The 23,126-nt window shown below is 72.7% G+C and carries 18 protein-coding genes; 10 read left to right on the top strand and 8 right to left on the bottom strand.

The genetic code is table 11. From position 1 onward, the window contains the following. Window positions 1–29: 29 nt before the first annotated feature. Both VFH10_RS16235 and VFH10_RS16230 read right to left on the bottom strand, forming a co-directional pair. A complete protein-coding gene (locus VFH10_RS16235) occupies window positions 30–596 on the bottom strand; it encodes a toxin-antitoxin system HicB family antitoxin (RefSeq protein WP_325130396.1) in 567 nt (188 codons plus the stop codon). Window positions 597–740: 144 nt separating this feature from the next. Then, window positions 741–3,353 (bottom strand): heterodisulfide reductase-related iron-sulfur binding cluster, encoded by a 2,613-nt coding sequence (locus VFH10_RS16230; protein WP_325130394.1) that lies wholly within the window; start codon window positions 3,351–3,353, stop codon window positions 741–743. 252 nt (window positions 3,354–3,605) lie between these two features. On the opposite strand from VFH10_RS16230, the gene VFH10_RS16225 reads away from it, so the two are divergent. Then, window positions 3,606–3,917: a metalloregulator ArsR/SmtB family transcription factor gene (locus VFH10_RS16225; RefSeq protein ID WP_325130424.1), complete on the top strand. Its 312-nt coding sequence runs from the start codon at window positions 3,606–3,608 to the stop codon at window positions 3,915–3,917. 1 nt (window position 3,918) lies between these two features. Next, window positions 3,919–4,428 carry an SRPBCC domain-containing protein gene (locus VFH10_RS16220; RefSeq protein WP_325130392.1) on the top strand — a complete coding sequence of 170 codons (510 nt, stop codon included), beginning with the start codon at window positions 3,919–3,921 and terminating at the stop codon, window positions 4,426–4,428. Window positions 4,429–4,495: 67 nt separating this feature from the next. On the opposite strand, the gene ppk2 is transcribed toward VFH10_RS16220, so the two are convergent. From ppk2 to VFH10_RS16200, 4 genes are all read right to left on the bottom strand, one after another. Beyond that, window positions 4,496–5,365 carry a polyphosphate kinase 2 gene (gene ppk2 / locus VFH10_RS16215; protein ID WP_325130390.1) on the bottom strand — a complete coding sequence of 290 codons (870 nt, stop codon included), beginning with the start codon at window positions 5,363–5,365 and terminating at the stop codon, window positions 4,496–4,498. A gap of 86 nt (window positions 5,366–5,451) precedes the next feature. Next, window positions 5,452–8,139, bottom strand: a complete 2,688-nt coding sequence (locus VFH10_RS16210) for a hypothetical protein (protein ID WP_325130388.1) — start codon at window positions 8,137–8,139, stop codon at window positions 5,452–5,454. A gap of 55 nt (window positions 8,140–8,194) precedes the next feature. Then, window positions 8,195–8,950 carry an IclR family transcriptional regulator gene (locus VFH10_RS16205; RefSeq protein ID WP_325130386.1) on the bottom strand — a complete coding sequence of 252 codons (756 nt, stop codon included), beginning with the start codon at window positions 8,948–8,950 and terminating at the stop codon, window positions 8,195–8,197. Continuing rightward, window positions 8,947–9,837: a GNAT family N-acetyltransferase gene (locus VFH10_RS16200; RefSeq protein ID WP_325130384.1), complete on the bottom strand. Its 891-nt coding sequence runs from the start codon at window positions 9,835–9,837 to the stop codon at window positions 8,947–8,949. The genes VFH10_RS16205 and VFH10_RS16200 overlap by 4 nt, the downstream gene beginning before the upstream one ends. Before the next feature lie 146 nt (window positions 9,838–9,983). On the opposite strand from VFH10_RS16200, the gene hutH reads away from it, so the two are divergent. Continuing rightward, on the top strand, window positions 9,984–11,591 hold the full coding sequence (gene hutH, locus VFH10_RS16195; protein WP_325130382.1) for a histidine ammonia-lyase: 1,608 nt from the start codon (window positions 9,984–9,986) through the stop codon (window positions 11,589–11,591). Further along, window positions 11,588–13,285, top strand: a complete 1,698-nt coding sequence (gene hutU, locus VFH10_RS16190; RefSeq protein ID WP_325130380.1) for a urocanate hydratase — start codon at window positions 11,588–11,590, stop codon at window positions 13,283–13,285. Before hutH ends, hutU begins: the two co-directional genes overlap by 4 nt. Here hutU and VFH10_RS16185 read toward each other — a convergent pair. Further along, window positions 13,282–13,911 (bottom strand): DUF1992 domain-containing protein, encoded by a 630-nt coding sequence (locus tag VFH10_RS16185; RefSeq protein ID WP_325130378.1) that lies wholly within the window; start codon window positions 13,909–13,911, stop codon window positions 13,282–13,284. The genes hutU and VFH10_RS16185 overlap by 4 nt on opposite strands. Before the next feature lie 45 nt (window positions 13,912–13,956). Next, window positions 13,957–14,580 (bottom strand): nitroreductase family protein, encoded by a 624-nt coding sequence (locus VFH10_RS16180; protein WP_325130376.1) that lies wholly within the window; start codon window positions 14,578–14,580, stop codon window positions 13,957–13,959. A 4-nt stretch (window positions 14,581–14,584) separates the two neighbouring features. On the opposite strand from VFH10_RS16180, the gene VFH10_RS16175 reads away from it, so the two are divergent. The 6 genes from VFH10_RS16175 (at window position 14,585) to VFH10_RS16150 (ending at window position 23,126) form a co-directional block, all read left to right on the top strand. Beyond that, window positions 14,585–15,808 carry an allantoate amidohydrolase gene (locus VFH10_RS16175; protein ID WP_325130374.1) on the top strand — a complete coding sequence of 408 codons (1,224 nt, stop codon included), beginning with the start codon at window positions 14,585–14,587 and terminating at the stop codon, window positions 15,806–15,808. Continuing rightward, entirely contained in the window at window positions 15,805–17,160 is a 1,356-nt protein-coding gene (locus tag VFH10_RS16170) for a formimidoylglutamate deiminase (protein ID WP_325130372.1), read from the top strand. The genes VFH10_RS16175 and VFH10_RS16170 overlap by 4 nt, the downstream gene beginning before the upstream one ends. Continuing rightward, window positions 17,157–18,344 carry an imidazolonepropionase gene (hutI, locus tag VFH10_RS16165; protein WP_325130370.1) on the top strand — a complete coding sequence of 396 codons (1,188 nt, stop codon included), beginning with the start codon at window positions 17,157–17,159 and terminating at the stop codon, window positions 18,342–18,344. Before VFH10_RS16170 ends, hutI begins: the two co-directional genes overlap by 4 nt. 112 nt (window positions 18,345–18,456) lie before the next feature. Next, window positions 18,457–18,639 (top strand): hypothetical protein, encoded by a 183-nt coding sequence (locus VFH10_RS16160; RefSeq protein ID WP_325130368.1) that lies wholly within the window; start codon window positions 18,457–18,459, stop codon window positions 18,637–18,639. 194 nt (window positions 18,640–18,833) lie between these two features. Beyond that, complete coding sequence (locus VFH10_RS16155; protein ID WP_325130366.1) at window positions 18,834–21,773, top strand: helix-turn-helix transcriptional regulator; 2,940 nt, start codon at window positions 18,834–18,836, stop codon at window positions 21,771–21,773. A 63-nt stretch (window positions 21,774–21,836) separates the two neighbouring features. Then, window positions 21,837–23,126 carry an MFS transporter gene (locus VFH10_RS16150; RefSeq protein ID WP_325130423.1) on the top strand — a complete coding sequence of 430 codons (1,290 nt, stop codon included), beginning with the start codon at window positions 21,837–21,839 and terminating at the stop codon, window positions 23,124–23,126.

Below are 23,126 nucleotides of genomic sequence, written 5' to 3'. Positions count from 1 at the left end.
GCTGGTCGAGCGCGTCGAGATCCGAAGGTCTAGAGCCAGCCGGTCATCCGCTTCCCGCCGCGGCGGCCGGACGGACCGGCCTGGTCGAGGAACGGGATGCTGGAAAGGTCGACGTCGATGTTGATCGCCCGCTCGCGGGTGGCGGTGCGGACCACGTTGACGATCCAGCTGTTGAGCGAGTGCCCGCTCTTGGTGGCGAGCTCCTCGGCCTTGTACTTCACCGACTCGGGGATCCGGAGGGTGATCCGGGCGATGCTGTCGTCCTCCTCGACCTCGAGCTCCTCGGGGCTGGGCGGCGCCGGAGGCGTGGGCGCGGTGGGTGCGGCGGCGGCCATCGGCATCGTGGGCACGTCGACCACGAACTGGGGCTCGCGGCCCTTGAGCCGGACGTCGACGGAGCCGGCAGGCAGCTCGCTGGTGATCTCGGCCGCGGCCTGGCTGAGCGCGTCCATGAGAGCGAGGCGCACGGCCGGGTCCAGCGCCAGGGCGAGCCGCTCGGCTGCCGCCCGGGCCTCCGGGCCGCCGGCCTCGGCCGCGGCGGCGAGGTCGTTGCGGAGGCTTTCGACGTAGGGGGTGATGTCCATGCGCACCACCATGACACCATGATGACGTCATGTCAACACCATCTTGACGTCAATTCTGACGTCACGTGACGTCAGGCGATGTCAGGTGGTGTCAGTGCCGCCATCAGCGGCCGTCGAGCCGGGCTTGTCGCCGAGCCCCAGCCTGAAGGGCGAGGCTCAGAACAGGGTGTCGCCGCCCCGCTTCTCAGCGTCCGGGTGGGCGTCCTCGTCCGCTGCCGCCTCGTGCTGGGCCTGGACCGCAGCGTCGTCCCCGGGCTCCGTCGACGCCTCCGGCTCGTCGGTGGTGGCCGGGTCCGGGAGGGTCGCGTCGGCGGGCTCGGTCTCCTCGGCCGGGTGCGCGGACGGCACCGGGGTCGGCTCGGTGCTCGCCTCTGCTGCGGCGCCCACGTCGGCCGGCTCGGTGACGGTCGCCTCCGTCTGGGTGGCGTCGCCGGGCTCGGGCTCCGCCTTCACCGCCTCCGGCTTCCCGGCTTGCTCCCCGGTGGGCTTCTCCAGCACGGCGGTGGCCGTGGCCGCACCCGCGGCGGCCGGCGCGGTCGTCGTACCGTCGCCGGTCGGCGCGGTCCGCGGGGCAGGCGTCCGCTTGACCGACGCCAGCAGCAGCTGGGCGACGTCGAGCACCTCGACCTCTTCGCGCGCCGATCCGTCGGCCTGCTTGGCGGTGAGCCCGTCGGAGAGCATCACCCGGCAGAACGGGCAGCCGGTGGCGATCTGGTCGGCGCCGGTCTCGACCGCCTCGGTGGTTCGGTTGAGGTTGATCCGCTCGCCGATCGTCTCCTCCATCCACATGCGGGCACCGCCGGCGCCGCAGCAGAAGGAGCGCTCGCTGTTGCGCGGCATCTCCTTGAGCTCGGTGTTGGGGATGACGTCGAGCAGCTCGCGCGGGGGTGAGTAGACCTGGTTGTGCCGGCCGAGGAAGCAGGGGTCGTGGTAGGTGACGGAGTGGCCGCCGCCGTTGATGCCGGTGCGGTCCGCCGACTGTGCGACGGGGGTCAGCCTGCCCTCGCGGACCAGCCGGTTGAGCAGCTGGGTGTGGTGCACGACCTCGAGCTCGACGCCGAACTGGGAGTACTCGTTCTTCAGGGTGTTGAAGCAGTGCGCGCAGGTGGAGACGACCTTCTTGACCTTGGTCTCCTTGAACACCTCGGCGTTCTGCATCGCGAGCTGCTGGAACACGAACTCGTTGCCGGAGCGGCGGGCCGGGTCGCCGGTGCAGGTCTCGCCGTCACCGAGCACGGCGAAGGAGACCCCGGCCAGGTCGAGCAGCTCCGCGACCGCCCGGGTGGTCTTCTTCGCGCGGTCCTCGTAGGCGCCGGCGCAGCCGACCCAGAACAGCCAGTCCACCTCGTCGAGGTCCTCGACATCGGCTCCGACCTGCTTGACCTCGAAGTCGAGGTCCTTGGCCCAGTCCATGCGCGCGTTGGGCGACATGTTCCAGGGGTTGCCCTTGTTCTCCAGGCCCTTGAACAGCCCGTTGAGCTCGGACGGAAAGCTCGACTCGATCAGGACCTGGTAGCGGCGCATGTCGACGATGTGGTCGACGTGCTCGATGTCGACCGGGCACTGCTGCACGCACGCGCCGCAGGAGGTGCAGGACCACAGCACGTCGGGGTCGATCACCGCGCCGCCGCTGGGCAGGGTCGGGTCGCCCTCCGTGGCACCGACCAGCTCCCGCTCCGCCTCGGCCTTGACCTCGGCGGGCAGCGCGTCGCGCTCCTCGGGGTCGGCCAGCAGGTACGGCGCCTTGGCGTAGGCGTGGTCACGCAGGTTGGTGATCAGCAGCTTGGGGGACAGCGGCTTCTCGGTGTTCCAGGCCGGGCACTGCGACTGGCAGCGGCCGCACTCGGTGCACGAGGTGAAGTCGAGGATGCCCTTCCAGGCGAAGTCCTCGATCTTCCCGACACCCATCGCGGCGTCCTCGTCGAGCTCCTCGATGTTCTCGAAGTCGATCGGCTCGCCGGCGACCATCATCGGCTGGAGGCCGCCCAGCGCCGTACCGCCGTCGGCCCGGCGCTTGAAGAAGATGTTGAAGAACGCGGTGAACCGGTGCCAGGCGACGCCCATCGTGGTGTTCAGGGAGAGCACGATCATCCAGGTGAACGAGATGACGATCTTCACCATCGCGACCAGGTAGATCGCGTTCACCAGGGCGTTCTCGGACATCCCGCCGAACGCCTCGCCGAGCCAGAACGTCAGCGGGAAGTGGACGGCCGAGGTGTCGTCCCCGGTCGCGTTCATCAGGGCGTACTCGAGGCCCCGAAGAGTGACGATGCACAGGCCGACGCCGAGGATGACCAGCTCGACGAAGTAGCCCTGCCACATCGTCGAGCCGTAGAACCGGCCGCTGGTGCCGCGCTGACGCTCCTTGGGGCGGGACAGGCGGTAGCCGATGAAGGCGACGATCGCGACGAGCATCGCCCACGTGAACAGCTCGGTGACCCACTCGTAGAGGACGAAGTGTCCGATCAGCGGGAGCGCGAAGTGCGCGTCGAAGAGCTGCCCGAATGCGGTCAGCAGCGTGAAGAACAGCAGGCCGAAGCCGACGAACACGAACCAGTGGCCCACCCCGACCGCGGTCCACTGCAGCATCCGGGTGTGGCCCAGCGTCTCCTTCAGCAAGGTGACCGTGCGCGCCTGGGGCTGGCCGGTGCGGCTCGCGGTGGGCTGCCCCAGCTTGACCACCGCGATGATCTCGCGGATCGCCTTGACGAACAGGGCGATGCCGACGGCGGCGATCGCCAGGGACACCACGATGGCGAAGATCTGCATCAATGCTCCTCTTGCGGGGGCTGCCCGGCCGGCCGTGCGCTCGAGCGCGTCGATTGAGCCTAGTGCGGCCGGGTACGCCGCGTCAGCGGCCAAGATCACACGGCGTACCGCACCTGCCGGCGGGCGACTCTCGACGGGCGCGTGCCGGTGAGGAGTCACCTGTGCGGTGACACGCCGTCCAGAGCCCTGAAGCTCTGACTCCTCGCGGGTTGACAGGTATATGCCTGGAGAGGCATATTTCAACAGGTGGCGATGACGACGACGGCGTTCGACGTGCTGGCGGAGCCGACCCGGCGGCGGATCCTCGACCTGCTGCTCGAGGGGGAGCGGCCGGTCGGCGAGCTGGTCGAGGTGCTCGGGGTCGCGCAGCCCAACGTCTCCAAGCACCTGCGCGCGCTCAGCACCGCCGGCCTGGTGCGGGTGCGTCCGGAAGGGCAGCGGCGCATCTACGCACTGCGTCCCGAGCCGCTGCGCGAGCTCGACGCCTGGCTCGCGCCGTACCGCCGCACCTGGGCCGACCGGCTCGACGCCCTCGAGCGACACCTCGACGAGATGGAGGACTGACATGAAAGACACGGCCGAAGCACGGATGGGACGACTGCTGCCCGACGGCGGGGTGGAGTTCGTCCGGCATCTCGCGCACGCCCCCGAGAAGGTGTGGCGGGCGCTCACCGAGAGCGAGCACCTCGTGCACTGGTTCCCGACCGACATCCTCGGCGAGCGGCGCGCCGGCGCATCCTTGGAGCTGCCGTTCTGGCCGCGAGTGGTGGAACGTTGGTCGATCGAGCAGCCCGTCACGAAGGGTGAGCTGGTCGCGTGGGTCCCGCCGCGGCTGTTCGAGTGGACCTGGGAGGGCGACCGGCTCCGGTGGCAGCTCGAGCCGGAGGCGCAGGGCACCCGCCTGGTGTTGTCGACCTGGTTCGCCGACGCCACCGCGGAGTACCGCACGAAGTCCGAATCCGGCTACCACCTGTGCCTCGACCAGCTCGAGGAGCTGCTCGACACCGGAAGCGTCAGCTACCTGGAGGACGCCACGATCGCGGAGTTCGAGAAGAAGTACGCCGACCTCGCCTGATCGCCGAGGAGTCACTTCTGCAGCGACCCGCCGCCCGGAGCCCTGAAGTTCTGACTCCTCGCCGGCCTCACCAGAGCAGGGGGACGAAGGTCTGGTCCTGCATGGGAGCGCGGACGTAGGCCGTCTCCCTCATCGCGGGCAGCTGCACCACGGGCGGCGGGGTGACGTCCTCGAAGTCGAACCGCGACAGCAGGTGGTTGATGCAGTTCAGCCGGGCCGCCCGTTTGTCGTCGGACGGCACGACGTACCAGGGCGCCTGCTTGATGTCGGTGTGCCGGAAGGTCGTGTCCTTGGCCTGGGAGTAGTGCACGTAGAGCTCGTGCTCGGCGAGGTCCATGTCGGAGAGCTTCCAGCGCTTGACCGGCTCGGCGTTGCGGGCCTCGAAGCGGCGGCGCTGCTCCTCGAAGCTGACCGAGAACCAGTACTTCAGCAGCACGATGCCCGAGCGCACCAGCATCCGCTCGAACTCCGGACAGCTGCGTAGGAACTCCTCGTGCTCCTCGTCGGTGCAGAAGCCCATCACTCGCTCGACGTTCGAACGGTTGTACCAGGAGCGGTCGAACAGCACGATCTCCCCAGCGGCAGGCAGCTGCGCGACGTAGCGCTGGAAGTACCACTGCGTGCGCTCCCGCTCGGTCGGCCGCGGCAGCGCGGCGACCCGGACGATCCGCGGGCTGGTGCGCTCGGTGATCGTCTTGATGACCCCGCCCTTGCCGGCCGACCCGCGCCCCTCGAAGATCACCAGGACCTTCATCCCGGTGTGCTGGACCCAGTGCTGCAGCTGCACCAGGCGCTCCTGGAGGACGACGATCTCGCGCTCGTAGACCTCCGAGCGGAGCTTGCCCTTCTTGTTGTAGCTGTCGGGGTGCCGGTGGTGGGGCGAGGCCTGTGCGTCGTCGGCACCCTCGGGCGGGCGCTGGTCGATGGGCTGCGACACGGTGTCTCCCGTCCTGGCGCTGCTGTCACCGGGTCTGGGCGACCCCGTGACAGCATCGTCTGCCGTCAGGGGTGCGCAGGCAAGAGTCAGCGCACCCGCACGAGCCGTCCGCCCTCGGTGAAGTCGACCCGGACCCGCGTCGTGCTCCCGCCGTCGGCCCGCGCGCAGTAGGTGAACGTGTCGTCGAGACGGGCGTGGGGCTGGCCCGCCGTGCGCAGCACCCGGCGTACGGACATGCCCGGCTCGAGACCGCGGAACACCTTCGCGCGCTTGGCGACCTCGGGCTGGCGACAGGCGTCGTTGTCCACGCCGACGGCCCGCTCCCACATCTGCAGGTAGGCCTCGACGCCGCGGCTCATGTCGTCGAGGATCTGCGCGCCGGTGCCCGCAGCGTCGGCGTCAGCGACCTTGGTGAGGTCCTCGACCCAGTCCGGGTACAACCCGTAGTGCGAGACCCCGTCGACGTTGATGTCGTAGACCCGCTCGCCACTGCGCTGCTGGTGGACGGTGACGCCACCGAGCCCCTCGAAGGGGTACGTGACCGGGTTCGGTACGCCGGGGCCGCGCGGGTCGCCCTGTGCCCCGAGACCGTTCATGTCCGCGCCGTACCCGAAGCCGAAGTAGAAGTGCGGGTCCGCCCAGGTGAGGTGGCGCCTCCACTTGTCCACGAAGCCGGTCGCGTCGCCGGCGTACGGCATCACCGTGCCTCCGAGCCGGTAGATCCGCGGGTACGCGTCGGGGGTGGACCACGAGTGGCTGGAGATCACGCCGGGGTAGCCGATCGCCTCGAGCTGGTCGAGCGCGGCGTCGCGCCCGGCCACGCTCATGTGGTCGGGGTCGAAGACCATGCCGCGCTCGGCCAGCCGGCCGACGAGGTGCCGGCCGAGCCCGGTGAGCCCGCGCCGGTTGCAGTGCTCGGGCGGCCCGTAGAGCGGGGCCGGCTGCACGCCGCTGATCCGCGCGACGGCGCCGAACAGGGCGTCCTGCTGCTCCGCGTCGATGCCCCCGGGCGCGGCGTCCAGTGCGGTGGGTTGGGCCTTGTCGTGCGTGCCCGGGGTCGCGGGCTCGCAGTGCTGCATCGCCCAGTAGGAACCGGTCTCCAGGAAGTTGGCCGCGTTGACCAGCAGGCCGGTGGAGCCCTCGTCGCCGGCCACGCCGGAGAGCGCGTTGTCGAACTTGTTGACCAGCTCCATCTGCCGCACGCCCAGCCGGTGCACTTCGTCGAGCTGGGCGTCGATGGAGGCCTCGTCGCACGCCGGCACGTCGACCTTCACCGTGCACTTGAACGGCACCGACGTCTCGATGCCCATGACGACCGCGAGCTTGCCCTCGTTGACCACGCGGCGGGCCTGGAACGGGTTGGTCACGATGCGGTACCAGCCCTCGCCCGGCCCGCCGTACTGGGCGTCGACGTGTCGCTCGAGGGCCCGCATCTGCCGTGCCTGCAGCCGGATGGAGTCCATGTCGTCGCAGGAGTTCTTCTTCAGCGGGTAGAGCTCGCAGAGCTTGTTGTTCTCGACGAGCAGGTTCACAAACAGCCGCAGCCCGCCGCGCCAGGAGCGCTCCATCCACCTGTAGTAGGTGCCCTCGTGGGTGAGAGAGCTCGGCGCCGGCCAGTCCTTGAAGGTCGGCCAACCGACCGGGTCGTGCCCGGCCGCGCCGGAGAGGGCGGTCTCCAGCAGCGCGCCGTACCCGTTGGTGGCGCTGTGGTCGGGGCAGTCGGTGAGCGCGTGCTGGACGCCGTAGGGATGCCACGGCCGGCCGCAGTGCGCGCGGCCGCCGAGGAACTCGAAGGCCATCCCGTGCGTGTGGGCGTCGGCGTAGCCCCGGGTCTCCTGGAAGGCCGAGACGCCGCGGAACGGGCGACCGGAGACGTTGGTGCCGATCTCGGCCCAGTCGGCGCAGCCACGCGTCCTGCGCAGGGTGAACGCGTCGGCGGTCGGACCGGGCGCCAGCGCGCCGGCCGTGTCGACGGACAACCGGTCGCCGCCCGGCAGCCCGAAGGTGTACGCCGAGCCGGCGCGCCGCACCGTCCAGTCCGCGGCCGGGCCCGGAGTGGCGGCCGCGGCAACCGAGGCCTTCTGGAGCAGGGGGATGCCGTCCTTGCGGGCCAGGAACGTCCGGTCGGCCCCGTAGAGCAGGTAGCTGCCGAGGTCGGTGGCCTGGAAGTGGAACGGCTCGGCGCCGGCTCGCGTCGGGATCGTCGCGACGTACCCGGTCCCGTCGCGGGCCACCCAGCGGCCGGTGGTGGAGCTCCGCAGCGCGTAGCAGCCGCCGGCCATCGCGTACCGGTCCTCCGGAACCACGGCGCGCGCCGGTCGCCTGGCGACCGGGACCAGCTCTGGGTCGCGCTCGCCGCGCTGCCGCGCGACCGCCTCGATTCCCGCGACCCGCTCGGCGAGCGTCGTCGGGTCGGCCGCCGCGGCGCCCTGGTCGGCGGTGCGGGAGACGGCGTTCTTGGTGGTCGGGTCGTCGTGACTGTGCGCGTGACCGTCGGGCGCTCGCGAGCTGCCAGACGCTCCGGTCGCCTCCGCCGTCGCCTCCGCCGCGGCGCGCAGCCCCTCGTCGTACCGGTCGGCGAGGTTGCCGCTGCCGGCGGACCGGTCGGTGACCGCCGTCTCGACCGGGTCCTCGCTCGCGGACGTGACGCCCGAGGCCGGGACGACCACGATCGCGGCGACCACGGCGCCGGCCGCGGCGGCCACGGACCACACGAGGCGGCGGTGTGAGGCGGACGGCAGCCGCGCGGGACGGTGCGGACGACGTGACGGCATGCGGAACCTCCGGTCGGCTACGAAGGTGAAACGAGTTCCAGCCCGCCGGGTTACGTCAGCCCTTCCCGCCGAGTCGCCGGGTCAGCACGCCTGCCGTACGCCGGACGTGGCCCGCGAGCCGGGCGACGTCGGGCGACTCCTCGGCGGGGTAGGTGACCGCGAGCCCGGCGACGGGGTGGCCGTTGTGGTCCAGCACCGGGGCGGCGACGGAGGCGAACCCCGGCGTCACCTCACCGTCCTCCAACGCGTGGCCGCGCTGCCGGGTCTCGCCGAGCAGCGCCCGCAGCGCACTCGGTGACGCCGGCCCGGAGCCGTGCCGGTCGGCGAAGGCGGACCGGTCCGGGTACAGCGCGCGCACCTGGTTGGCCGGCAGCGCGGCCAGCACGGCCCGGCCGCTCGCGGTGAGGTGCGCCGGCAGTCGTACCCCCACGTCGGTGACGAGCGGCGGGCGTCCGGGGGCTCGCTCCTCGATCACGTACAGCACGTCGCGCCCGTGCAGCACCGCCAGGTGCGCGCTCTGGCCGAGCACGTCCACCAGCGCCGCGAGCGGCCGGCGCGCGATCCGCTGCAGCGGCCCCTGCCGGCTGTAGCCACTGCCCACCTCGAACGCCGCCACCCCGAGGCCGAAGCGGTGCTCGTCGGCGAGATGGGTCACGAAGCCCTCGGCCTCCATCGCGCGCATCAGGTGGTACGCCGTGGAGCGGGGCAGCCCGACCGCCGACGCGAGCCGGTCCAGGCTGACCGGGTCGGGCTGGCTGGCGAGGTAGCGGAGCACCCGGAGCGCGCGGGTGGCCGCCGGGATGTTGCTCATCCGTCCGGCCGGCTGCCGTCGAGCGCGGGGCGTCGCATGCTCCAGGTCGACGCGGCCGGACGGTAGCCGAGCCGGTCGTTGATCGCGAGCATCGCCCGGTTCTCCTCGTCGTTGCCGGTGGACGCGACGATCACGCCGGCGTCGGCGAGCGCCCGCAGCGTGCGCGCCTTCGCCAGGGTGGCGAGCCCGCGACCCCGGTGGTCGCGGCGGCAGCCGGTCATGGTGCTCCAGGCGCGGTCGCCGGCCACGTCGACCTGGCTGTAGGCGACCACCTCGCTCTCGTTCACCACGGCGTGGCCGAGGTCGGCCCGGTGCAGCGGCCCGGTCCAGTCGGTGGCAAGGAAGTGCTCGAACGGGACGCGGGCGGTCAGGCCGGACGGGTCGTCCTGGGCTGTGGCGTCATGGCACTCCCACACCGCTCGGGGCCCGACCTCCTCGAGCGTGCGCACGTCCATGTCCGGCGGCGGGGCGGCGGGGGCCGCGACGGTGCGCGGGTCCGTCGACGAGACCCTGTGCTCGCGCACCCGGGAGAAGCCCCAAGCCGCCGCCACCGCGAGCGACCGGTCGTCTCCGTTGACGAGGGAGTCCAGGTCCTGCGGACCGGTGATCTGGACCAGTCGGTCGAAGAGGAGCCGGCCGACCCCACGGCCTTGATGCTCGGGGTGGACCATGACCATCACGCTTGGCGTGGTGTCGCCCCGCCGGCGTACCCGGCCGATCCCGACGACTTCGCCGTCCTCGACGACCACGTACCGGGCCAGCGTGGTGGTGTCCTGCTCCATGTCGTGCAGCACCGAGGCCTCGGTGCCCAGGAGGTACGGCCCGGCTGCCACCCGCACGCGTGCCCAGCCCTCGGCGGCGCCTGCCGTCGCGAACCTCAGCTGCATGACCCTCCTCGACAACGATTCGTCTGCGATCGGCCCGCGTGAATCACCCCAAAGACCGCAGACGAATCGTAGTGCTGTCTCGGATCCGAGACAGCAGTAGGTGCTGCGTGGTGGTCCCGCGGACCCGGGTGCGGTGGGATGGCGACATGGTCTCGACAGGCTCAACCACCGGCCTCGGCTCTCCCCACCAGGTCTCGACGAACGCGAACGCGACCGCGGAGGTGGTCACGCTCGGCACCGGCCCACTGACCCTCGACGAGGTGCTGGCCGTCGCCCGTGGCGGCGCGGGTGTCGAGATCGGCGCCGACGCGGTCGCCGCGATCGAGCGGTCCCGCGCCGCCGTCGAGACGCTGGCCGCCGCCCCGACCCCGTCGTACGGCATCTCGACGGGGTTCGGCGCCCTCGCCACCCGGCACATCCCCACCGACATGCGCGCCCAGCTGCAGCGCTCCCTGGTCCGCTCGCACGCCGCCGGCAGCGGCCCCGAGGTCGAGCGCGAGGTGGTCCGGGCCCTGATGCTGCTCCGGCTCTCCACCCTCGCGACCGGGCACACCGGCATCCGCCTGGTCACGGCGCGGACCCTCGCCGGGATGATCACGAACGGCATCACGCCGGTGGTGCACGAGTACGGCTCGCTCGGTTGCTCCGGCGACCTCGCGCCGCTGTCCCACTGCGCTCTCGCGCTGATCGGCGAGGGCGAGGTGACCGACGCCGACGGGGTACGCCGGCCCGCGGCGGTCGCGCTGAGCGAGGCCGGCCTGGCCCCGGTGGAGCTGGCCGCCAAGGAGGGGCTCGCGCTCATCAACGGCACCGACGGCATGCTCGGGATGCTGCTGATGGCCGTGGCCGACCTGCGAATGCTGCTCAAGGCCGCTGACGTCACCGCCGCGATGTCGGTCGAGGCACAGCTCGGCACCGACCGGGTGTTCGCCGAGGACCTGCAGGCGCTGCGGCCGCATCCGGGTCAGGCGGCCTCTGCCGCCAACCTGCGCCGGATCCTCGCGGAGTCCGGGGTCGTCGCCAGCCACCGCGGACCGGACTGCAACCGCGTGCAGGACGCCTACTCCCTGCGTTGCTCGCCCCAGGTCCACGGCGCCGCCCGCGACACCGTCGAGCACGCCATGACGGTCGCCGAACGGGAGCTCGCCAGCGCCGTGGACAACCCCGTCGTGCTCGACGACGGCCGGGTGGAGTCCAACGGCAACTTCCACGGTGCGCCGGTCGCCTACGTGCTCGACTTCCTGGCGATCGTGGCCGCCGACGTGGCGTCGATCAGCGAGCGGCGCACCGACCGGTTCCTCGACAAGGCCCGCAACCACGGGCTGCACCCGTTCCTCGCCGACGACCCGGGCGTCGACTCCGGGCACATGATCGCCCAGTACACCCAGGCCGCGATCGTCTCGGAGATGAAGCGGCTCGCCGCCCCGGCCAGCGTCGACTCCATCCCGAGCAGCGCCATGCAGGAGGACCACGTCTCGATGGGCTGGTCCGCTGCGCGCAAGCTGCGCCGCTCGGTCGACGGGCTGACCCGGGTCGTCGCGATCGAGTACCTCACCGCCGCCCGAGCCCTCGACATGCGCGCCCCGCTGGCACCCTCGCCGGCCACCGGTGCCGCCCTGGCGCTGCTGCGCCGCAACGTGGAGGGGCCGGGTCCCGACCGGCACCTCGCCCCCGAGATCGAGCACGCCGTGCAGGACGTCGCCTCCGGCGCCCTGGTCCGCGTCGTGGAAGACGTGATTGGAGAACTGGCATGACGACCCCCGGCCCCCGCGAGGTGCGCTCCCCGCGCGGCACCGACCTCACCTGCAAGTCGTGGCAGACCGAGGCCCCGATGCGGATGCTGATGAACAACCTCGACCCGGACAACGCCGAGCGGCCCGACGACCTCGTCGTGTACGGCGGCACCGGCAAGGCGGCGCGGTCCTGGGCGGCGTACGACGCGATCGTCCGCACCCTGCAGACGCTCGAGAGCGACGAGACCCTGCTCGTCCAGTCGGGCAAGCCGGTCGGCGTGATGCGCACCCACGAGTGGGCGCCGCGGGTGCTGATCGCGAACTCCAACCTGGTCGGCGACTGGGCCAACTGGGAGGAGTTCCGGCGGCTCGAGCACCTCGGGCTGACGATGTACGGGCAGATGACAGCCGGCTCGTGGATCTACATCGGCACCCAGGGGATCCTGCAGGGGACGTTCGAGACCTTCGCCGCGATCGCCGACAAGCTCGCTGACGAGGGTCGGGTGGTCTCGACGGGTTTGACCGCCGACGGATCCCTCGCCGGGACCATCACCCTGACCGCGGGCCTCGGCGGCATGGGCGGCGCGCAGCCGCTGGCCGTCACCATGAACGACGGGGTCGCCATCTGCATCGAGTGCGACCAGACGCGGATCACCCGCCGGATCGAGCACCGCTACCTCGACGTCCAGGCCGACGACCTCGACCACGCCGTCCGGCTGGCGGTCGAGGCCCGGGACGCGCGCCGGCCGCTGTCCATCGGCGTGCTCGGCAACGCCGCCGACATGGTGCCCGCCCTGCTCGCGCGGGACGCGCCGATCGACATCGTCACCGACCAGACCTCCGCGCACGACCCGCTCTACTACCTGCCTCGCGGGATCGCGTTCGAGGACTGGGCGGCCCTTCGGGACAAGGATCCGGGGATGTTGACCGAGAAGGCGCAGTCGTCGATGGCCGCGCACGTCGAGGCGATGGTCGGCTTCCGGGACAAGGGCGCCGAGGTGTTCGACTACGGCAACTCGATCCGCGACGAGGCCCGCAAGGGTGGCTACGCCCGGGCTTTCGAGTTTCCCGGCTTCGTCCCGGCGTACATCCGGCCGCTGTTCTGCGAGGGCAAGGGCCCGTTCCGCTGGGCGGCGCTGTCCGGCGACCCGGCCGACATCGCGGCGACGGACAAGGCGATCCTCGAGCTCTTCCCCGACAACGAGCGGCTGCGGAAGTGGATCACGATGGCGGGCGAGCGGGTGCACTTCCAGGGCCTGCCCGCCCGGATCTGCTGGCTCGGGTACGGCGAACGGCACCGGGCCGGCCTGAAGTTCAACGAGATGGTCGCCTCGGGCGAGCTCAAGGGTCCGATCGCCATCGGCCGCGACCACCTCGACTGCGGGTCCGTCGCGTCGCCGTACCGCGAGACCGAGGGGATGCTCGACGGCTCCGACGCGATCGCCGACTGGCCGCTGCTCAACGCGCTCGTCAACACCGCCTCAGGCGCGACCTGGGTGTCGATCCATCACGGCGGCGGCGTCGGGATGGGACGCTCGATCCACGCCGGCCAGGTGACGGTCGCCGACGGCACCGACCTGGCCGCGCAGAAGATCGAGCGGGTGCTCACCAACGACCCGGGCATGGGCGTGATCCGGCACGTCGACGCCGGGTACGACGACGCGGTCGAGGTCGCCGCCGAGCGTGGCGTGCGGGTCCCGATGAAAGACGCCTAGTGCCTGCGCCGACGCCACCAACGGTTCGTCTGCGACTTATGGGGTGTTTCCCGCGGGGGGTTCGCAGACGAATCGTTGTCGTCGGTACGACGGCGGGCGGCGCGGCGCTCGCGCCACGCCTCGACCTCGCTCTCCACATCCCGCGTCGGCGTCACGACCGGCGGGCCGCCCTGGAGCTGACGACGGGCCTCGACCACGCGGCGGTTGAAGTCCTCGACGTGCTGACGCACCCCGTCAGGGGTGGCGAGCCGGTCGAGCTCCGCCTCGAGCTCGGCGTCCTCCCGGCGCAGGCCGAGCGCCGGCGGCAGGACGGCGGTGATCTTCTCGCGTTCCACGAGCCCCTTCACCCACCAGTCCGGGTCGTGCGTGGCCGGCAGCCGCAGTGGCTTCCCGGCGCCGGGCAGGTTGTCGAACTCGCCTCGGGCCATGGCTGCCCGGACCTGCCGGTCCACCCACAGCGTCTGCTGGTCGATGCGCGCCCGAGCACCCTCCTCCGCGGCCTCCTCCGCCTCCTCGACCTCGGGGTCGGGCGGTGCGCCAACGGCCTTGAGGAGCGCGGCGTCGCGGAGGCGACGCTCCTCCTCCCACTGGGCCAGCCGGTTCGTGCGGTCGTGCCTGTCCGTCATGTCGTTCACCCCGCCCCCATCGTACGAAAGCGGCCGTCGTCCGGGTCACCAACGACCGCGGTGCACGACCTCGTCGGCCGTCCGGCGGGCCCGGCGCGTCGGCGACCCCTTCGCCTCGCTCGCCGCGGGGTCGGCCGGCCTGTGCCCCACGGTGATGGCGCCGATCGGGGTGTACGCCGCGGGCACCTCGAACGCCTCGCGGAACCGGTCCATGGCGTGCGGCGGCACCCCGAAGAAGCAGGCTCCGAGCCCCTCGTCGACCGCCGTCTGCAGGATCAGCAGCGCGGCCATGCCGGTGTCTATGTCCCAGTACGGCACCGGCCACCGGTTCTCGTCACGGTCGGTCCAGCCCTTGTCGTCCTGGGCATAACGATCGAGGTAGATCTCCTTGCAGGACAGGGGAACCACGATCAGCGGGGCCGTGCGCATGCCCCGCAGCCAGGTGTCCTCCGGCCGGTCGTCGGGATCCTCGTCGCTGGTCGCGGCCCAGAACCTCTCGATGTCGGCCGGCGTGCCCAGCACCAGGAACGCCCAGCCCTGGCTGAACCCCGCGCTCGGTGCGCGCACCGCGTTGTCGAGCAGCCGATCCACGACCGCCGGGTCCACCGGACGGTCGGGGTCGTAGCTGCGCACCATCCGTCTGCGTCGTACGACGTCCTGGAACTCCATGGGAGTGATCTTGTCTGACTTCGAGTCGATGTGGCGCGACCTGCTCCCGCTGGGCCGGTCCGCGGCGAGCGGCGGCTACTTCCGCCAGCCCTGGACCTCGCCCGAGCGGGAGGCCCGGGCGTGGTTCGTCGCGGAGGCGGAGGCCCGTGGGCTGGAGGTCCGGCGCGACGGGCTCGGCAACCTGGTGGCGTGGTGGCGGCCGGTCGGCCTCGACGAGGCCACCGAAGCGGTCCTCACCGGCTCGCACCTCGACTCGGTGCTCGACGGCGGCGCGTACGACGGCCCGCTCGGCGTCGTCTCGGCGCTCGCCGCGCTCGACCTGCTCCGCTCCCGCGGCTTCGAGCCCGACCGCCCCATCGGCGTCGGCGCGTTCGTCGAGGAGGAGGGTTCACGGTTCGGGATCGCCTGCCTCGGCTCGCGTCTGCTCACCGGCGCGACGTCCTGGGACCAGGCGCGCGAGCTCCGCGACCGCGACGGCGTGCGCCTCCCGGACGCCCTGGCAGCCGAGGACCTGCACGGTCCGGGTCCGGGCGAGGGCGGCCTGCTCGACGGCGTCGGCTGCTTCGTCGAGCTGCACGTGGAGCAGGGCCGCGACCTCGTCCACCGCGACGTCGCGGTCGGGGTGGCGAGCGCGATCTGGCCGCACGGGCGCTACCGGTTCGACTTCGCGGGTGAGGCGAACCATGCGGGTACGACGCGGATGGAGGACCGCCGCGACCCGATGCTCAGCTACGCGATGACCGCGCTCGCCGCCAACAAGCAGGCCCGGACCCGGGGCCAGCGCGCCACCTTCGGCCGCGTCGACGTGCGACCCAACGGCACCAACGCGGTGCCCTCCCACGTCACCGCCTGGCTCGACGCGCGCGCGGAGTCGGGCGAGGAGCTCGACGCCCTGCTCACCGACGTCTCCCGGCAGGCGCAGGAGCGCGCCGAGCGCGACGGCACGTCGCTGAAGGTGACCGCCGAGTCGGTGTCGGGCGAGGTGCGCTTCGACCCCGACCTGGCCGCGCGCATCGCCGCGCCCGGCGGCTGGCCGGTGATCCCGACGATGGCCGGGCACGACGCCGGCGTGCTGTCCGCGTCGGGCATCCCGACGGCGATGCTGTTCGTGCGCAACCCGACCGGCGTCTCGCACAGCCCGGCCGAGCACGCCGAGACCGCCGACTGCCTCGCCGGCGTCGACGCCCTCGCGGACACGCTGGCCCTGCTCGCGGGCGGCGACCGGTGACGGCGTACCTCCTCGAGCGGGCCCTGCTCCCGACCGGCGTCGTCGACAACGTGAGGGTGGACGTGGCGGACGGCCGGTTCGCCTCGGTCGAGGTCGGCGGGTCCGCGGGAAGCGCGAATCGCCTTGCTGGCTTGACGATTCCCGGCCTCGCGAACTGCCACAGCCATGCCTTCCACCGGGCGTTGCGCGGACACACGCAGCAGGACCGGGGCACGTTCTGGACGTGGCGGGAGCAGATGTACGCCGTGGCCGGGCGGCTCGACCCGGACCGGTACCTGGCCCTCGCCCGCGCCGTCTACCGCGAGATGGTGCTCGGCGGGATCACCACCGTCGGGGAGTTCCACTACCTGCACCACGGCCCCGACGGAACGCCCTACGCCGACCCCAACGAGATGGGTCTCGCGCTGGTCGAGGCCGGTCGCCAGGCCGGGATCCGGGTCGTGCTGCTCGACACCTGTTACCTCGCCGCCGGGATCGGCCGCGGGCCGGAGGGGGTGCAGCGCCGGTTCAGCGACGGGACCGCCGACGCCTGGGCGTCCCGCGTCGACGACCTCCGCCGAGGGGTCACAGGTTCAGGGTCCTCACCGGCGGGTCGTGACACAGCTGACCCCTGGGCGGGTCTGGGGGCGGCGGTGCACTCGGTCCGGGCGGTGCCGCGCGAGCAGGTGCCGGTCGTCGCGAAGTGGGCCGCGGCCCACGAGGCGCCGCTGCACGTGCACCTGTCCGAGCAGGTGGCCGAGAACGACGAGTGCCTGGCCGCGCACGGGCTGACCCCGACCGAGCTGCTCGCCGACGCCGGCGCACTGGGGGAGCGGACCTCGGCCGTGCACGCCACGCACCTCACCGACCGCGACATCGACCTGCTCGGCAGCTCGCGCACGCAGGCCTGCTTCTGCCCCACCACCGAGCGCGACCTCGGCGACGGGATCGGCCCGTCGCGCGCTCTCCTCGACGCGGGTTCGTCGCTGACGCTGGGTTCCGACAGCCACGCCGTGGTCGACCTGTTCGAGGAGATGCGGGCTGTCGAGCTCGACGAGCGGCTCGCCTCCCGGGAGCGCGGGCACTGGTCCGCGGCCGAGCTGCTGACGGCGGCCACCGTCGACGGGCACCGCTCGCTCGGGGTCGCCGACGCGGGCCGGATCGAGGTCGGCGCGCGAGCAGACCTGGTCACCCTCGACACGTCCAGTCCGCGGACCGCCGGCACCGGAGCGGGGCAGGCGACGGCGGTGTTCGCCGCGTCCGCCGCCGACGTCGTGCACGTGGTGCGCGACGGGGTCGTGGTGGTGACGGCGGACGACCGGCACGATGTGGGTCGCGAGCTGGACGCGGCGATCCGGGAGGTGTGGGCGTGACGGACTCGACCGGCGGCTCCGCCGGCGGCACGACGGTGCTACTCACCGGCATCGGCGAGCTCACCAGCCACGACCCCTCTCACGGGCCAGCCCCCCTGCGCGACGCCGCCGTGGTCGTCGAGTCGGGCCGCGTGGCCTGGACCGGTCCCGCCGCGAGGGCGCCCGCGGCCGACACGGCGTACGACGTAGGGGGCCGGGCGGTCATCCCGGGCTTCGTCGACTCGCACTCGCACCTGGTTTTCGCGGGCGACCGCGCCGAGGAGTTCGCGGCCCGGATGACCGGGGCGCCGTACTCCGCCGGCGGCATCCGCACCACCGTCGCCGCCACCCGGGCCGCGACCGACGAGCAGCTCACCGCCAACGTCGCCCGCCTCGTCGACGAGATGCGGCGGCAGGGCACCACGACCGTGGAGATCAAGAGCGGCTACGGGCTCACCGTCCACGACGAGGCGCGCAGCCTGGCCGTCGCGCGGCAGTTCAGCGATGAGACCACGTTCCTGGGGGCTCACGTGGTGCCGGAGGGGCAGACGCCGGAGGAGTACGTCGGCCTGGTGACCGGGCCGATGCTCGAGGCCTGCGCCCCACACGCCCGCTGGGTGGACGCGTTCTGCGAGCGCGGCGCCTTCGACGCCGACCAGGCCCGCGCGGTGCTCTCGGCCGGGGTGGCGGCCGGGCTGCGCGGCCGCCTGCACGCCAACCAGCTCGGCCCCGGGCCCGGAGTGGAGCTGGCCTGCGAGCTCGGCCTGGTCGCGGTGGACCACTGCACCTACCTCGACGACAACGACGTCGCCGCGCTCGCCGACAGCGGCACCATCGCGACCGTGCTGCCGGGCGTGGAGTTCTCGACGCGGTCGCCCTACCCGGACGCCCGCCGGCTCCTCGACGCCGGTGTCCGGGTGGCCATCGCCACCGACTGCAACCCGGGCTCCTGCTACACCTCGTCGATGCCGCTGTGCGTGGCGCTCGGCGTGCGCGAGATGGGGATGTCCCCGGCCGAGGCCCTGGCCGCCGCGACAATCGGGGGAGCGGCCGCGCTCGACCGCGACGACGTGGGCCACCTGCGCCCCGGGGCCCGCGCCGACCTGGTCGTGCTGGAGGCCCCGTCGTACCTCCACCTCGCCTACCGCCCCGGCGTCCCCCTGGTCCGCGAGGTGTTCGTCGCCGGCCGCCGCCACCTGAGGTAGCGCCTAAGGCACCCCCCGCCGCGGGGCCGCACTAATAGGGAGTCCTTCCGATGTGCGGGCCTACCTCAGACGCGCAGGATCAACGACATCAAGCAGACCAAGGAGAGAGGTCATGAAGATGTCCGAGATCGCAGGCGCAGTGTTCGAACCGTACTGGTCCGCCGAGCTCGACTACCGGCGGGAGCAGGCGGCCCGGTCCTTCGGTGGCGGCGGTCGCCGTCGCTTCCGGATCCGCCGTCGCCCGGCCCTGAAGATGCCGCAGCAGGGCGCTCGTCGTCCCGTCGCAGTCGCGTGACCGTTACTGTCGCCGCGTCCGACTCGGCGGACACGGACCAGGCGGACACGGACCAGACGGACGGTCCGAAGGACCAGGCGGACGGGTCAGCAGACCCGACCCGGCCCGAACAGAACAGACAAATCGAGAAGGCAGGACGTGGTACGTCGAAATCGGCGAGCGCCCTGTCGGTGGTGGGCGCGATGATGGAGCACGTGGCTCCCGACGTCGCGACACCGTTCCTGGGGCGTGACCGCGAGCTCGCCCACCTCGCCGAGCAGATCGGCCTGGCGGGCGAGCCGCGGTCACGCGCCGTGCTGCTCGCCGGCGACGCCGGGGTCGGCAAGACCCGTGCGCTCGGTGAGCTGATCGCCCGCGCCGAGGCGCAGGGGTGGCGCACCGCCGTCGGGCACTGTCTCGACTTCGGCGACAGCGCGCTGCCCTACCTCCCGTTCAGCGAGCTCTTCGGCCGTCTCGACCACGCCGACCCGGAGACCTCCCGTCGGCTCGCCGACGCCCACCCCGCGCTCAACCACCTCCAGCCCGGCCGCAGGCTCCTCTCCGGCCTCGCCTCGACGCCCGGTGAGGGCCTCGACCGCGCCGAGCTGTTCGAGGCGGTCCACGGAGCGCTCGACGACCTCGCCGACGACGCCCCTCTCCTCGTCATCGTCGAGGACGCACACTGGGCCGACCGCTCCACCCGCGACCTGCTGAGCTTCCTCTTCAGCCGTCCGTTCAACCATGCCGTCGCCCTGGTCACCTCCTACCGCAGCGACGACCTGCACCGTCGCCACCCGCTGCGGTCGACGGTCGCCGAGTGGGTCCGGGTGCCGGGCGTGGTCCGGGTCCCGCTGCCGCCGCTCGCCGACACCGACGTACGCCGGCTGGTCCGCGCCCTCCACGGCGGCGACCTCGCGCCGGCCGACCTGGTGCGCATCGTCAGCCGCGCCGAGGGCAACGCGTTCTTCGCCGAGGAGCTGGTGGCCGCCGAGCTCGGCGAGACCGGGCTCCCCGACGACCTGGCCGACCTGCTGCTGGTCCGGCTCGACCGGCTCGACGACGAGGGCCGCCGGGTGGTCCGCGCCGCGGCGGTCGCCGGACGCCGGGTGTCCCACGCAATGCTCTCCGTCGTCTGCGACATCGACGCCGACGCCCTCGAGCGGTCTCTCCGCGCGGCCGTCGAGTCCAACGTGCTGGTCCGGGTCGGCACCGACGGCTACGCCTTCCGGCACGCGCTGCTGGCCGAGGCCGTCTACGACGACCTGCTGCCGGGCGAGCGGGTGCGGCTGCACGCGTCGTACGCCCAGGCGATCGGCAGCCAGGCCGTGGACGGCACCGCCGCCGAGCTTGCCCGTCACGCCCGGGCGGCCCACGACCTCGACACCGCGGTCACCGCGAGCATCGACGCCGGTGACGACGCGATGGCGGTCGGTGGTCCCGACGAGGCTGCGCACCACTACGAGACCGCGCTCGAGCTGCTTTCCGACCCGCGTCGCCCGCTTCCCGAGGGCCTCGACCCCGTCTCCCTGGTGATGCGCACCACCGACGCGGTGATCGCCTCCGGCCATCCCCAGCGCGCCCGCAAGCTCGCGAAGGACCAGCTGACCCGCCTCCCGGGAGACGCGCCCGCCCACCACCGGGCGCGTCTCCTGATGGCATCGGCGATGGCCACGCTCCTCACCGAGGACGACCTGCAGGCCCTCGACATCACCACCGAGGCGATGACCCTCGTGCCCGACGAGCCCACCCCCTTGCGTGCCAAGCTGCTCGGGGTCCACGCCCGCGCCCACCTGGCGCAGGGTCACGACGAGAGCGCAGCCCGGTTCGCGTCCGAGGCGCTCGGCCTCGCCCAGAAGCTCGACATGCCGATGCTCGTCGCCGACGCCACCACCACGCTCGCCGGCGTCGACCAGCGGGTCGGTGACCCCGACGCCGCGCTGCAGGCGCTCGCCGAGATCGTGGCGCGGGCGCGGGCGGCCGGCGACACCGCCGCCGAGATGCGCAGCCAGTTCCTGATCGGCAACATGCACCACGAGCGCGCCGACCTCCCCGCCTCCCGCGACGCGTTCGCCGAGGCCGACGAGGCCGCCCGTGCCGCCGGCCGGCCCTGGGCTCCCTACGGCTTCGACGCCCGGCTGATGGAGGCGCTGACCGACTACCTGATCGGCGACTGGGACGCCGCCGTCGCCGCCGTCGACCGCGTCGCCACCCCGGGGCCGCCGGTCGCCGAGGCGCTGCTGGCCGCGGTGCGGCAGATGGTCGCCGCCGGCCGCGGCGAACCCGACGGCCACCTGCTCTACGCCCAGCTCCGACCGCTGTGGGAGCGCGACGGCATGGTCGCGATCCTGAGCGGGCCCGCCGCGCTCGACGCGTACGGCGACGAGGGTGACCTCGACGCGGTGTTGCGGGTGCACGACGAGCTGGTCGCGGTCCTCAGCAAGATGTGGAACGAGCACTTCCAGGCCCGGATCCGGGTCATCGCCCTGCTGTTCGGCCAGCTCGCCCGGGCCGTCGGCCACGTGCCGACCGGCGAACGCGCCACCCTGCTGGCCCGCATCCCCGAGATGCTCGACGCCATCGAAGGTGTCCAGCAACGGGTGCGCAAGCGCAAGCGTCCGTTCGGTCCCGAAGGTCTCGCCTGGGTCGCCCGCGCGCACGCCGAGCACCTTCGGCTGCGCTGGCTCGCCGACGTCGAGCCGCCGGAGGAGAAGGAGCTCGTGCGCGCCTGGGAGGACGCCGTGGCCGCCTTCGAGGCGATGGGCAACGCCTTCGAGACCGCCCGTTCGCAGGCCCGCCTCGGTGCGGTGCTCCGCGCCGCGGGTCGCGCCGAGGAGGCCCAGCCGTTGCTCGCGGCGGCCCGCGAGACCGCGGCCCGGCTCAGTGCGAAGCCGCTGCTGGCCGAGCTCCGCCAGGTCTCCGGACGTGCGCGGGAGGCGCGGGACGCCAGGTCGGACGGCGCCGCCGAGCTGACCGGCCGGGAGACCGAGATCCTCGCCCTGGTCGCCGAGGGGCGCAGCAACGGCGAGATCGCACGGCAGCTCTTCATCAGCGCCAAGACCGTCAGCGTGCACGTGTCCAACATCCTGGCCAAGCTCGGTGCCGCCGGCCGCACCGAGGCCGCGGCGATCGCCCGGCGCGACGGACTGCTCGGCTAGCAGACGGCCCGGCAAACCGGGTGCACACCCCCGGGCGGCGGTGCCACACTTCCGGCCGTGACGATGCGCGAGCGGCTGCGGGCGATGCGGCTCGACACCACGCCGCTGCGACAGTCCCGGGACTTCCGGCTGCTGTTCCTGGCCGGCACCGTGTTCTACCTCGGCGGGATGGTCTCCTACGTCGCGGTGCCCTACCAGCTCTACACGCTGACCCGCTCCAACCTCGCGGTCGGTGCGCTGGGCATCGCGGAGCTGGTCCCGCTGCTGGTGTTCGGCCTGTACGGCGGGGCGCTCGCCGACCACCTGGACCGGCGCAGGCTGCTGATCGGCACCGCGCTCGCACAGGTCGTGCTCACCGGCGTGCTGGCCTGGAACGCCTTCCTCGCCGATCCGCACGTGTGGCTCATCTACGTGGTCGGCGCGCTCCTGGCCGCCGCCGGGGCGCTGCAGCGGCCCTCGAAGGAGGCGCTCGAGCCGCGCACGGTCCGGCACGACCAGATCGCCGCCGCCAGCGCCCTGTCGTCGTTCGGCATGCAGGTGGGGCTCCTCGCCGGGCCGGCCGTCGGCGGGATCCTGCTGGCGACGGTCGGCATCGGCTGGTGCTTCGTGGTCGACGTGACCGGACTGCTGATCGCGACGGTGCTGTTCCTGGCGATGCGGTCCTACCCGCACGTCGGCGAGACCACCCCGCCGAGCATCCGGGCGATCCGTGAGGGCATCTCCTACGCGGTCGGTCGCCGGGACCTGTTGGGCACCTATCTCGTCGACATCGCGGCGATGCTGCTGGCGATGCCGGTGGTGCTCTTCCCCGCGCTGGTCGAGGACGTCTTCGACCAGCCCGAGCTGCTCGGCCTCCTCTACTCCGCCGAGACGGTGGGCGCCATGCTGGCCACCGCGACATCCGGCTGGACCGGCCGCGTGCACCACCACGGCCGCGCGATCGTGGTCGCCGCCTCGGCGTACGGCGTCGCGATCGCGCTGGCCGGCCTGGCGCCGACGCTGGTGCTGGTCGCCGTCTGCCTTGCGCTGGCGGGCGCCGCCGACATGATCAGCGGGATCTTCCGGGCCACGGTGTGGAACCAGACCATCCCCGACCACCTGCGCGGTCGGCTCGCGGGCATCGAGATGCTGTCGTACTCGCTCGGCCCGCTCGGGGGCCAGGTGCGGGCCGGTCTCGTCGCGGACGCGTGGTCGGTGCGCGGGTCGATCGCCAGCGGCGGTGTCGCCTGTGTCGTGGGGGTGGCGGTCACGGCCGCCTGGTTGCGCGACTTCTGGACCTACGACAACCGCACTGACGAGCACGCGATCGCCGAGCGTGCGGCCCGGCAACGAGCGGGCGAGGCCGAGGCCTGA

It is taken from the genome of Nocardioides sp. (assembly GCF_035697785.1).
In the GTDB taxonomy this organism is placed as follows: Bacteria; Actinomycetota; Actinomycetes; order Propionibacteriales; family Nocardioidaceae; genus Nocardioides_B.
Note: the sequence above shows the minus strand (reverse complement) of the source record. Positions and strands in the feature narration are given on the sequence as shown.

Coding starts and splice junctions, on each gene's coding strand:
- VFH10_RS16235 (WP_325130396.1), bottom strand. CDS start 596: ATGGTGGTGCGCATGGACATCACCCCCTACGTCGAAAGCCTCCGCAAC.
- VFH10_RS16210 (WP_325130388.1), bottom strand. CDS start 8,139: ATGCCGTCACGTCGTCCGCACCGTCCCGCGCGGCTGCCGTCCGCCTCA.
- VFH10_RS16185 (WP_325130378.1), bottom strand. CDS start 13,911: ATGACGGACAGGCACGACCGCACGAACCGGCTGGCCCAGTGGGAGGAG.
- hutU (WP_325130380.1), top strand. CDS start 11,588: ATGACGACCCCCGGCCCCCGCGAGGTGCGCTCCCCGCGCGGCACCGAC.
- VFH10_RS16180 (WP_325130376.1), bottom strand. CDS start 14,580: ATGGAGTTCCAGGACGTCGTACGACGCAGACGGATGGTGCGCAGCTAC.
- VFH10_RS16160 (WP_325130368.1), top strand. CDS start 18,457: ATGAAGATGTCCGAGATCGCAGGCGCAGTGTTCGAACCGTACTGGTCC.
- hutH (WP_325130382.1), top strand. CDS start 9,984: ATGGTCTCGACAGGCTCAACCACCGGCCTCGGCTCTCCCCACCAGGTC.
- VFH10_RS16150 (WP_325130423.1), top strand. CDS start 21,837: ATGCGCGAGCGGCTGCGGGCGATGCGGCTCGACACCACGCCGCTGCGA.
- VFH10_RS16205 (WP_325130386.1), bottom strand. CDS start 8,950: ATGAGCAACATCCCGGCGGCCACCCGCGCGCTCCGGGTGCTCCGCTAC.
- VFH10_RS16230 (WP_325130394.1), bottom strand. CDS start 3,353: ATGCAGATCTTCGCCATCGTGGTGTCCCTGGCGATCGCCGCCGTCGGC.
- VFH10_RS16200 (WP_325130384.1), bottom strand. CDS start 9,837: ATGCAGCTGAGGTTCGCGACGGCAGGCGCCGCCGAGGGCTGGGCACGC.
- VFH10_RS16220 (WP_325130392.1), top strand. CDS start 3,919: ATGAAAGACACGGCCGAAGCACGGATGGGACGACTGCTGCCCGACGGC.
- VFH10_RS16225 (WP_325130424.1), top strand. CDS start 3,606: ATGACGACGACGGCGTTCGACGTGCTGGCGGAGCCGACCCGGCGGCGG.